This window comes from Vibrio sp. 10N.247.311.47, from assembly GCF_041467535.1.
GTDB classification, from domain to species: domain Bacteria; phylum Pseudomonadota; class Gammaproteobacteria; order Enterobacterales; family Vibrionaceae; genus Vibrio; species Vibrio crassostreae_C.
The window spans coordinates 1-11,612 of sequence record NZ_JBFSUR010000059.1; the positions used below are offsets into that span (position 1 = coordinate 1).

Consider the following 11,612-nt stretch of genomic DNA (forward strand, 5'->3'; position numbering starts at 1 on the left):
CACTTACTACCGTTTTTGTTTTTAGTTCCCGCTAATCCGCGATGAACCTTTTTTAATTCACAGTTCTAATTAAATTTATGAATTTTAAGTCTTTATTCTAATTACAGACACTAGTTCCAAATGTCACATTTTCAATGCAACAAGATATCACTTCAGAGCCTTGCCTGTGACAAGAATCACTTACAGAATGATATCCATCTCATAACATGCGCGTCCCAAATTTCTTTCAGCAATTAGCGGACCCACTTTATGAAATTGTTAAAAACATCTATCGCTTTCGCCATCTCTTCTGCACTTTTGATTGGTTGCAGCAGTGACACAGATTACGTTCAACCTGAAGAAGTAAAGATCGCGACTTATAACTTGTCTTTTGATCGTGCCACCTTCGAAGACCTTGTAACAGAAATGCAGATTGAACCAAGCGCTCAAACAAAACTAGTAACCGACTATTTGGATAACACGATTGATGACGCTGACAAAGTAACAGCTGCCAAGGTTATCCAGATCCGCAACGTCGCTGCCGTGATTCAAAAGAATCGACCTGATGTGCTGATGATGGCTGAATTTAACAATAATGGTACTGGTACCGACAAATCAGCGCTCGAAGGCTTCCAGAAGAACTACCTTTCTGTTGCTCAAAGTATCGAAGGTGCAGGTGGCGACGCGAACCTAGAACCAATTTCATATCCATATTTTGAAAGCTACTCGACCAATACAGGTTTGTTGAACGAATTTGGTTTTGATTTAGACAATGACGGTAATTTTGGAACACTTCCCGGTGATGCGTGGGGCTTCGGTTTCTACCATGGTCAGTATGCGTTTGCTCTAATGTCTAAATATGAGATAGACACGGCCAACACTCGCACATTCCAAGAATTTAAATGGAAAGATCTTGAAGGTGCAACCATCCCAACAATCACAGTTTGTGATGATCCTAGTAAGTTCCCTGTCGGCATGAACTGTGGCGACGAGTGGTACACAGCAGCTGAATGGGAAGAAGTTCGTCTATCGTCAAAAAACCACGTTGACGCGCCGATCCTAATTCCAACTAAAAACGGGACAGAAACCGTTCACTTGTTGATGTCACACCCTACTCCTCCAGCTTTTGATGTGGGTAAGAACATTGAGCAAAACGCAGCGGAAGTCGACTTCTGGCACCAATACATCCAAAACAAGTCGTTCATCTATGATGACACTGGAAAAACAGGTGGCCTAGAGCAAGGCAAGCACTTTGTTATGATGGGTGACCAAAACCTAGATCCTGTTGATGGCGACGGCATTAGCTCTGTAATGCAAGATTTGCATAACGACTCGTTAGTTAACCAAGACGTCACCAATGGCAGCTTGTATCCAACAAGTTATGGCGCAGCTGAACATGCGGTAGATAAATCATCGTCTCACCCACAACCGAACCGTATCACTTCAACATTTGGACTTGCTGTAGATTACGCACTGCCTTCAGCAACACTTAACATCGTTGATTCTGGTGTTTACTGGGCCGCTTCTTATGAAGAAGGACGCAAGCTATTCAATGACTCACGAATTGGTGATTATGGTAACGGTAAAGATGTTTCATCTGACCACCGCATGATCTGGGTAAAGGCTGATTTCAGTAACTAATTCATTCACTTTTTAAAATGCCCGGCTTAGTGTCGGGCTTTCTTATGAGCGTAATTCATTAAAAATCTCGCGATTACAAAGAGAATTATGGACACAAACAGCCATAGTCATTGGATAGATCGTATCTTTTTCTTTGGTTTATAGATACTTATATTACCCGGACCCAGAGATTTATTGCCCTAGGAATTCACAATGACTAAGCTAACCATTATTGCAACGATCGTCTCTAAAGAAGATAAAACTGAGCTAGTTAAATCAGAGATGATTAAATTGATCGATAAAACCCGCTCCGAAGAAGGCTGTATCAACTACGACCTCCATCAAGATAACAGTAACCCTGCTCACTTCGTTTTTCATGAGAACTGGGATTCTGAAGCTCATCTAGAGAAACACTTAGCGAGCCAACACATCGCCGAGTACATGGCTGCGACTGAAAACTGTATTGAAACCTTTGTGATTAACAAAATGACGCACATTGCCTAACCAGTCACTCAGTACTGATTCAATAAAAACCCTGCTTTCAACGCAGGGTTTCGCTTTTCTTGCCTGTCATGTTGTTTCGAGTTCATTTTGTGCCAGGCTCGATGTGCCGCTTCCTCCCTCATAAACAGAAGCTAATCTCTCCACAGTCGAAATATTCCTAAACCAATATCAAGTAACCTCACGAAAGATCATTCACATTCATTTAAATACTGTTCGCGCGCTTTGACCATAAACTAAGCGCCAAATTACAAGAACAACAGTCGACAGGAATGTAGATGAATACCAAACAACTTGAGGACGCTGTAAGTGGAGTGAACTTATTCAATCAGCACCTATACTTAATCCAATCCGTGCATACCATTCCGGCCCCAAAAATGAATTGGGAGTCGATTGCGATGGAGCCTGCTCCGGTAATGCCAACAGTTCGATTCGATCATAAAGTCAAAGCCATGGAAGCACTCGATGAGTACAAGCCTAGCTGGCTAGATATGCTGCTAGGCAACAAGTCGAAATTGTACACCCTCACCAACAATATTGAGCGTGCCGCCGAACAGGACATCGAGCAATACAAGACAGAGTTTGTGCATTGGGTTCAAAGCTACAGCTACTGGGCCAAGGGCAATCAATTATCGAAAGGTATTTTAAACAACGATAGCGAAGCAAAGCTTTCTGCCCTTTCCGAAGCTCAGCAGAACTCCATTAACGCCGCGGTAGCCGACACTAAGCTGATTAACCATAACTTCAATACTTATAAGAATGGTCACCTGCTAGAAATCAATATTCAGGTTAATAAGCACAACGTGATCCCTAAAGAAAAAAAGGTAATGTGCCAAGGTGAAGTGAAGCTTGAAACGATGTCTCTTTCTGAAAGCAATGCTTTATATCGAGAGTATGTCTCCAGCTGTATTCTCAAATGTGCGCAAGATGCTTTCAATGCCTTACCCGAGACGAGCGTTGTGATCAATGTTGAACAGATTTCAGCAGATCAATCAAGCGAGACCATAGTTTCATGGCATGTCGAACAAGGGCTACTCGAGTTCTTATTAATCGAAGACGATAAACCTTCTGAGATACTTGAATTCTTTGTCCACATTGAAGATTTCAATCCTCATCGAGGTAGCGGGTTCTCAGCGATAAAAACGATTTTTTCGCCTTTACCTATGGCGTCGTAACTCACTAGCTTTTTCGATTCAATCATTGGCGACTCTTCACGACTAACCTTGCGTTCGTCGTGTTCTATCATTTTATATACCAAACCATTATGTCGACACACGCTATCTCGCAAACAACGCGCCCATTAACAAACACAGTTTCATACACACGATACCTAGGAAAGCTACCTTTAGCTCTCATCGCGTTCTCTATGCCCATATTTGGAAAAGAGGCTGGAGAGGAGGTTGAAGAAGTGGAAGTCGAGGACCAAGTCGTATTAAGCGAAGGTTCTGAATTACAAGAAGAAGCTAAAGAATCCCCTTTTACGACCTTGACCAAGCTTGGGTTTATCTACTCACAAAACACCAGCTCATCTTTGTCGATCAACTCTGGAATCTCTATTGGATACAAAAAAGAGAACTGGGGCCAACGAGTTCAGTTTGATACCTACTATACCGATGCTGAAAACGACGAAGACGGTACCAATCGCTATACCACCAACTATGGCATCAGCTATGACTTGAACGAAATCACCTATTTGGTCGCGACAACACGTTTTGAACACGATCACTATGGTACCTATCGTAAGCAATTCATTACCGCGACCGGATTTGGTCGTCACTTTTACGATACAGAAAGAATCAAGCTTCAAGGCTCTGCGGGTCCGGGTTACAGAATCAGTCAACGACAACCCTCCGATGAAGAGTTCCCAAACAAAGAAAACTACGAGCTGATCGTTAATGCCAGTATTGATGGATCGCTAACACTTACAGAAACGTTTTCTATGGGTGCAACTGCAAACATGGCCTACGGTGAAGAGAACACAAACTACAACCTAAAAGGCTATTTGAAGAACATTCTGATGGGTAATTTAGCACTGACGTTTGATACCGAATACATTTACAACACCACTGTCGCCTCAGATCAAAGTAACGCCGAAATCTACAGCTCAATGAATCTAAACTACGATTTCTAACCGCCCTCACCGCTTTCCTGACTTAATCTAGCCCACAATAGCAAAAGGCCCTCACAATGAGGGCCTTGAAGTATCTAGATAAATTTAAAGCATCTCGCTACGCTGGTTTGGTTCTCAATCGAGTCAACAAATCCATTTGCTTTAGGTTCGCCATACCGACATACGCGACTGGCACTAAGAACAATGAGAAAAAAGTTCCGACAGACAAGCCACCGACCAGAACCAAACCAATATTGATTCGACCTAAGGAACCCGGGCCATCCGCCAGTGCCAATGGCAATGAACCGAGGATCATCGTCAGTGAGGTCATCAAGATTGGACGTAACCTTGAACGTGCACTGCTGATCGCCGCTTCTTTCGCACTCGCGCCAGATTTGCGTTTCTCGTTGGCAAACTCCACCAGCAAAATACCGTGTTTGGTCACGAGACCAACCAGTGTCAGCAATCCTATCTTCGAGTAAATATTGAGGCTTTGACCAAATACCGAAAGCGTCAAAATCGCGCCCACAATACACAATGGAACCGTTAGCAAGATGATCATTGGGTCAACAAAGCTTTCAAACTGCGCCGCCAAGATCAAGAAGATGAAAATCAACGCCAATACGAACAGCACTTGTGCGCCCGCGGTTGAATCAACCAGGTCTTTAACTACGCCATTGAACTCGTAGCTCTGAGCAGGTTTCAACAGACTTGGTACCGTGTCATCAATGTATGCCTTCACGTCGCTCGCCGTATATCCGGGCATCAAGTCCGCGGTGATTTCAGCACTGTCTTTACCCATGAACGTCTTAAAGTTAGATTCTGATGTCACTTGTTTGATCGAAACAAACTGAGACAAAGGAAGCCTTTGCCCCGACTGTGAATCCACATACAGCTTATCGAGAACCTTAAAGTCGCCGAGATCCTTTCGGTTAACTTGAACTTGAATGGGGTATGTATAACCGTCATCGGCTTGTAAATCTGCCGCCTTCACAGAACCAAGGAAGGTCGATAACGCATTGGTTACGTTACTGTAATCAACACCAGACAACACAATCGCATTACGGTTAATCGACAAGTCATAACGCAATTGGTCACGCAACATCGAATTTTTAATGTTGGTCACGCCCTCATAACTCTCAAGCGCCTCCACCACCTCATTCGCCGTTTCCGACAATACGGTGGTATCACGGTTAACCGTCGTTAACTCTAGGATCATATTAGTGGCAATGTTCAAGTTATCAGCCGAGCGAACCTTGAAAGACATGCCATAAGCAGAGACCGAACTTTGCGCTTTAGCGATAAACTCGTTCACCAACTCATCAGCTGACTGGTCACGCTCGCCCCATGATTTCAATAAAACGTGATTGGTCGGAGTCCCTTCGATGTAAGATAAATTCGCTTCTACTGAATTATCACCTTTGAACACACTGTTGAGTTGCTCGTTGTTGTCTAGGTGATACTGACGTCCGACTCCTGTAGGAGGCGTTGAAGTGACCTCAACAAAACCAGTATCTTCCGTTGGAAGCAACACTTGAGGCATTGTCCAAACCGCCAAAGCAGATAGAGCAATCAATGCCAAGGCAATACCACTCATCAGTGTTTTACGCTCAAACCATTTGCCTAACTCTTTCGTGTATAAATCCGATAACACATTCAGTTTCGCATCAACTTTTTGATACCACTTCGCCGGGGTTGATACTGGCTTCATTAAGTAAGCACTCATCATTGGTGAGAGCGTTAACGCCACAAACCCAGAGATGATCACCGCTGCTGCAAGCGTGAACGCGAACTGCCTGAATAGATCGGCGGTTAGGCCTGCCATCAAGCCAATTGGTAAGTAAACAACGGCCAAAGTCAGCGTCATCGCAATCACTGGAAATACGATCTCTCGACACCCTTTAATTGCAGCATTGAACGGCGTTTCACCCTCTTCGATATGACGGTAGCAGTTTTCAGCCACAACAATCGCATCATCAACCACCAAACCAATGGCGAGAATGATAGCGAGAATCGTCAGTACGTTGATGCTAAATCCAAGTAAATGCATGACGGCAAATACGCCTATTACGCACACAGGAATGGTGATAATAGGAATAGACGCCACACGAACTGAACCAAGGAACAACACGACAACGGCTGAAACCAGAACAATCGCTTCAACTAAAGTCATGAAGCCTTCGTCAATTGCAGTTTTAATAAAATCAGCTTGGTTGTAGACCATCTTCATCTCAATGCCTTCAGGCAACTGAGGTTGAATCACGTCTATTTGCTTCTTAACCTTATTGGCAACCGTCACTGGGTTTTCACTTTTCAGTGGCAGTACCTGAATCGACATAGCTAAGTTGTCGTCAACACGAAGAATACTCGGTGTAAGGCTCTCCTCACCCATTTTGACTTCAGCAATATCACCTATACGAATGATCTTGCCGTTATCAACACGAACCACCAAGTCTCGTACATCATCAACGCTGGTTACTTGGTTTACTGGGTTGATGGAGAAATCTCGCACCTGCCCCTTGATGGTACCTGCGGTAAACGTTGCATTGTATGAGCTCAATGTTCCAACAACATCGGATGCACTCATATTGAGCGCCATCATGCGATCCGGTTCCAACCAAACACGCACCGCCTTCTCGCTGCCACCATACGGTCCCCAAATACCACCCACACCTTGGATGTGCTTAAATTGAGGCACGACTTGCTGACTAATGTAGTCGTACATGTCTTGCTTAGACATCTTGCCAGTATTCACAAACGTGATGATGTTACTCGGCATACTGGTGTCAGAAGAGTCATCCGTGACCGTTGGCTTATCCGTCATACTCGGCGGGAAATCACCAATCGCTTCGACGCTGCTACGCAGGTTGTTCATCAAGCTAGTGTATTCGACGTCATTGATGTCATCTTCAAAGATGATTTTTAGATTACACGTGCCTTCCTGACAGTCCGTCGTCATGGTTTTCACGCTGTCGAGGCCCGTTGCAGCAGTAATGAGTTTATCTGCCACATTGCGCGACATGAACTCAGCACTAGCGCCATTGATCGCAGCCGTTACCGTTGCTGACGGTGTTTTATGTTCTGGAAAGTATTGGATTGAGAGCTTTTGAAACGACAAAAGCCCAAGCAAAACAATGGTGATGCTCAGAACAGACGCAAACACAGGGTGCTTGATACAAATCTCAGGAAGCTTCATTCAGATTCTCCTTTGTTACGGCTTCCTTGCTGTGAGTTTCCTGGCTTTGGATTTCGCTCGATGATTGCTCAGCGGCCGCATTAGTTTCCGCACGCTCGTTATTTTCGTTGACCGCTTCGTCTACACCTTTTGTTGCTTCCGTCCAATCAACCGAAGGCTCAACCGGATGTGCTTCATCAATCTGTGTTTCGGTCTTTTCTACCTCGGGCTTAACGGTCTGCTTAGTGACCACTTTATCTACCGGCTCCGTTATTAACTCAACCGTTTTCTGCTCCGCATTAGGGTTCATTACCTTAACTAGAGACGCTTTCTTTAGGTTCTGCTGTCCCGTCACTACGACCTGATCACCCAGTTTCAATCCGCTTTCTACAACGACATACCCATCGTTAGTATTCACGCCCAATTCAACAATGCGTTGCTCGATTTTTTCGCCATTCACAATCCATACAAAACGTTGTGTATTTTTTGCTTGAACGGAATTTTGGGAAACCACCATTTGAGTCGTGTCTTCGCTCGTCATTTGGCTTACTTTGGCAAACATGCCCGGAACTAAGCGATGATCTGGATTGGTCACGTGCGCGTGTACTTCTACGCGACCTGAACTCTCATCAACCGTGGGGGCAATGTAATCCACCACACCAGAAAACGCTTCATCGACAAAAGCATCAACTTGGATAGAGACATTCTGCCCAAGTTTTGCGTTGCCTAAATCCGATTGTCCAATGGAATACTGAACTTCGACAGGATCGAGTTTAATCAAACTCACCAACGCGGTTGCGCTATCAATCTTACTGCCCACTGAGTGGGTGAAGTTAGTTAACTGCCCATCAAATGGTGCTACCAATAAATAGTCATTCATCAGCGCTTCTTTCTGACGGAAATCAGCTGCGGCTAGGTTCGCCTGTTCGCCCAGTTCTTCCACATCTTGTTGAGACATAGAGTCAGGCTGTTTCTTTAGTAATTCTTGTACTCGCTTTAATTTCGACTTTGCTAACGCTAGAGAGCTTCTTGCTTTGTCTAAATCGGCTTTCGCTTTGGTATTGTCCAGTTGAGCGATCAACTCGCCTTTTTTAACTGAATCTCCATCTTTGAAATGGATGTTGAGAATTTTGTCGGAGGCACTGAATGTCAATGCAGCAGAATCCGTTGCCCTGATTTTGCCAACCTCGTTGATTGAAGATGTGAATGCTTGTTTGTGCGCTTTTTCGATAGTCACAGGAATCAAGTTTGAGTCTTGGGCAAACGATGGAGAGATATGTAAGGCAAACAGTGCCAAACAGATTGTTTTACTAAGCTTTGTAAATTTCATTTTTAATAACCATAACCGTTGAATTCGTCTGAATTAAAACGTTTTTCTAAGCAGCTATTTAAATAATGCTAAAACAGCTAATAATGAGAAAAGGGCTCAACTCACTGTCGAGCCCTACAATTTTTATATGATTCCTAAATTTTTACGTTCTGAACTCCAAAGTAAAAGTTAAAAACGATGTTGATATTGAACACCAAGCAAGAGAGCATCGGCAGTCACATCAGCAGTTATATTGGAACTCGTTCCTGGAATCGTCGTCAGGTTTTCGTCAATATCTTGTAATTCTCCGATGATAAATCCGACTCCAACGTCCACAGAACTGGCATTGGTGAAGTTATATGTCCCTCCGACCGTGAGCCAGTGACGGTTAACATCAGGAATAGAGAGCGATGTGAGTTCGTCAGTTGGGGAAATGTCGTACATGTAACCCGCTCGTAGAACGATGTCTTTCGACATGCTGTATGTACCACCGACAGAAACATGTCCTGCATCTTTCCATTGATACTCTTTAATAGAGTCGTCATAAGAGTCAGATGTTAGCGAGTCAAATTCAGACCAATTCACCCATTGCAGGCTGTAGTGAAAAGCCCACTGTTCGTTGAGCTGGTGCCAACCGGAAAACTCTAGAGTGTCTGGTAGAGGTACGTTCATCTTGTCGGCAGGGACACCGCCTTTGGTAATGTCACCTTCCACTTCGATATCTGGGCTGTAACGATAGGAAATACCAAATTTGTTATTCTCATTAACTTGATAGGTAGCACCAATATTGGCGCCCAAGCCAAATCCATCAGCATCAACACCGAGTAAACCTTGACGCGAAATTTCACCTTCACCGTAGATAACATCAATACCAGCACCTAAGTTGAGCTTTTCAGAGATCTCATAAGCGACAGCGAAGCCAACATTGATACTGGAAAGCGCCGTTTTGCCTCCAAACTCATCCGCTTCGAACGAGTTATCAAATTCGACGTCGGTACCAAAGTTAGAATGAACCGTCGCACCCAGAGTGAACTTCGAACCCTCGATAGGATGAACATAATGAATGTTTGGAACTAATGTCCCTACGTCTAATGATTGGTCATCCAACATTTCAGTATCACCAATCATTGGCGTGTAGCTAACATTAGACACAATTGCCGCACTATCGGCCATAACAGCATCACCCGCGAATGCACGACCTAACCCTGTTACGGACTGTGCGTTAAGTTGAAAACCGGCCGCGTTAATCAGGCAAGGAACAAGAGCAACTGCAGTGCCCAAAAAAAGTTTATTCTTCATTTTGAGGCACCTCTGTTTCGATATGATCTTCGTTATTAATGACAACAAGCGAACCGTCAGTCATCACCATCGAAGCAACAGCTAACTGTTGGGTTGTCACGGCTTCACGTACATCTGACATATTTCCGCCTGGCATACCCGGTAGGCCATTTTCATCAACGGGGCCTTCATACGGGAATAAGTACGTACCATGTCCACCGGTTGTCGTTCTTATGACTCCACCGAGTTCGATCTGATCACGCTTTGTACCCGTTATTGGGTCTAAACCAAGGGCAGTAATTAAGGGCTCAGTGCCAGTTCGAATATTATTTGGCGCGGTATTCGGAATTACGCTGTCTGGCACATAATCAACGCCAACGTCACAGGTTTCGCCGCAATCTCCAACTGCAGCTAACAAAAGAGTCGGTTGCTCAGCCTTAACTTGACGAGAGATGAAACTAGCAGGGTCTGCACTATCAATTGTTGCTTGAACTCCTTGTTTAAGGTCGGTAACAACTAAATCGAAGATGTCGTTCTCTAGCTGATTAACAAGCAGCGCGTTATCAGATGAAAGCTCTACAAACTCTCTAAGTGCTTCAATACATTGTTGATTCGTTGCTTCTGTTATGCATGTATCTGGTATGACAGTTTCAGCAATGCCACGCTGAACATCAGGAGACTTCTTAACACCTTCAGACATTTCAGGGCCTAAGGTTTGAGAAGACAGAACCAAGTTGGTTAGCCCCTGCCCCGGAACAACAAAGTTCACCGTGTTAAATTCAAAATTGGTATTGGTATCCGAGTGAAAATCAGGGCTTGCTTGACTAAACTCACTCACCATTACCGACATAATGCCACCCAGCGATTGTCCAATTAAATGAACGTTATCGTTGTCGACCCAACCTTCCTGACTCAACGCATAACGAAGACCAAGAAAGTCTGAAACAGACTGTTGGAGGTTAGAACGAAGCGCTAAAGGAGAATCAATATTGATGAAGAACGCTTTGTTTGCACGAGCGCTGATTTCTATTGGATTTTCTGGGTCGCTAATGTCATACCGCATTCGCTCACCATGATATGGCATGTCGATCGCAACGACGGCGTAACCTTTTTTTGTATATTCCGCAGCCATCAAAGAAGCGGTACCACGTTCAGCCGTAACACCATGAATAAAAATTGCTGTGGGTAACTGACTACTTTTGTCCCATCCATTAGGAACATAAATATCTGCAGTTATATCTAACTCTTCGGTTATCTTCGGAGTTGGGACTCTTTCCGTAGGAAAACTACCATCGATGTTTGTAATCCATTCGTAAAGTGGAGGACAGTTCTCCTTCGGTTCAAACTCATCAATGATACACTCTGATTCTCTCGCTTTAGTAAAAGGTAAACAGGAAGGAATCTTCAGCTATTTGGGGCGTTGTTGCCTAAATTAGTTGAACCTTTTCCAAGTCCTGTGATCTGATCATTTGAAACGATTGGAATGGTGGTGATATGGGTAAAGCAAACAAGAAGATAACTAACTGGACGGAGTACAATAAGGCTCTTTGTAAACGTGGTTCGGTTACATTCTGGATAGATGATTCAGCCGTAGATGCATGGCGATGCAAAACTCATCATGGTAAGCGTGGGAGAGGCTT

7 protein-coding genes and 2 pseudogenes are annotated in these 11,612 nt (G+C 44.1%); 5 read left to right on the plus strand and 4 right to left on the minus strand.

Going from position 1 to position 11,612, the window contains the following annotated elements; all coding sequences use genetic code 11:
- Nucleotides 1-249 precede the first annotated feature (249 nt).
- The 4 genes from AB6E51_RS23260 to AB6E51_RS23275 all read left to right on the plus strand — a co-directional run bounded on the left by AB6E51_RS23260 (nt 250) and on the right by AB6E51_RS23275 (nt 4,231).
- The gene (locus AB6E51_RS23260; protein WP_065584769.1) at nt 250-1,620 is read left to right on the plus strand and encodes an endonuclease/exonuclease/phosphatase family protein; all 1,371 of its coding nucleotides are present in this window, start codon (nt 250-252) and stop codon (nt 1,618-1,620) included.
- Between the two features lie 192 nt (nt 1,621-1,812).
- A complete protein-coding gene (locus tag AB6E51_RS23265) occupies nt 1,813-2,103 on the plus strand; it encodes a putative quinol monooxygenase (RefSeq protein ID WP_065584768.1) in 291 nt (96 codons plus the stop codon).
- Nucleotides 2,104-2,378: 275 nt separating this feature from the next.
- The gene (locus AB6E51_RS23270) at nt 2,379-3,275 is read left to right on the plus strand and encodes a hypothetical protein (protein WP_372059114.1); all 897 of its coding nucleotides are present in this window, start codon (nt 2,379-2,381) and stop codon (nt 3,273-3,275) included.
- Between the two features lie 191 nt (nt 3,276-3,466).
- On the plus strand, nt 3,467-4,231 hold the full coding sequence (locus AB6E51_RS23275; protein WP_065584766.1) for a DUF481 domain-containing protein: 765 nt from the start codon (nt 3,467-3,469) through the stop codon (nt 4,229-4,231).
- A gap of 97 nt (nt 4,232-4,328) precedes the next feature.
- On the opposite strand, the gene AB6E51_RS23280 is transcribed toward AB6E51_RS23275, so the two are convergent.
- From AB6E51_RS23280 to AB6E51_RS23295, 4 genes and pseudogenes are all read right to left on the minus strand, one after another.
- Nucleotides 4,329-7,406, minus strand: a complete 3,078-nt coding sequence (locus AB6E51_RS23280) for an efflux RND transporter permease subunit (protein ID WP_372059113.1) — start codon at nt 7,404-7,406, stop codon at nt 4,329-4,331.
- On the minus strand, nt 7,393-8,715 hold the full coding sequence (locus AB6E51_RS23285; RefSeq protein WP_372059112.1) for an efflux RND transporter periplasmic adaptor subunit: 1,323 nt from the start codon (nt 8,713-8,715) through the stop codon (nt 7,393-7,395). The genes AB6E51_RS23280 and AB6E51_RS23285 overlap by 14 nt, the downstream gene beginning before the upstream one ends.
- 168 nt (nt 8,716-8,883) lie before the next feature.
- Nucleotides 8,884-9,993, minus strand: coding sequence for an OmpP1/FadL family transporter (locus AB6E51_RS23290; protein WP_372059111.1), 1,110 nt, complete (start codon nt 9,991-9,993; stop codon nt 8,884-8,886).
- Nucleotides 9,983-11,380, minus strand: a pseudogene (locus tag AB6E51_RS23295) (lipase); the annotation flags it as partial. The gene AB6E51_RS23290 and the pseudogene AB6E51_RS23295, both read right to left, overlap by 11 nt.
- Before the next feature lie 86 nt (nt 11,381-11,466).
- On the opposite strand from AB6E51_RS23295, the pseudogene AB6E51_RS23300 reads away from it, so the two are divergent.
- Nucleotides 11,467-11,612, plus strand: a pseudogene (locus AB6E51_RS23300) (IS5/IS1182 family transposase); the annotation flags it as partial.

Excerpts from the sequence above, each read along its gene's own strand:
- AB6E51_RS23260 (WP_065584769.1), top strand. The coding sequence starts at position 250 with ATGAAATTGTTAAAAACATCTATCGCTTTCGCCATCTCTTCTGCACTT.
- AB6E51_RS23265 (WP_065584768.1), top strand. The coding sequence starts at position 1,813 with ATGACTAAGCTAACCATTATTGCAACGATCGTCTCTAAAGAAGATAAA.
- AB6E51_RS23270 (WP_372059114.1), top strand. The coding sequence starts at position 2,379 with ATGAATACCAAACAACTTGAGGACGCTGTAAGTGGAGTGAACTTATTC.
- AB6E51_RS23275 (WP_065584766.1), top strand. The coding sequence starts at position 3,467 with ATGCCCATATTTGGAAAAGAGGCTGGAGAGGAGGTTGAAGAAGTGGAA.
- AB6E51_RS23280 (WP_372059113.1), bottom strand. The coding sequence starts at position 7,406 with ATGAAGCTTCCTGAGATTTGTATCAAGCACCCTGTGTTTGCGTCTGTT.
- AB6E51_RS23285 (WP_372059112.1), bottom strand. The coding sequence starts at position 8,715 with ATGAAATTTACAAAGCTTAGTAAAACAATCTGTTTGGCACTGTTTGCC.
- AB6E51_RS23290 (WP_372059111.1), bottom strand. The coding sequence starts at position 9,993 with ATGAAGAATAAACTTTTTTTGGGCACTGCAGTTGCTCTTGTTCCTTGC.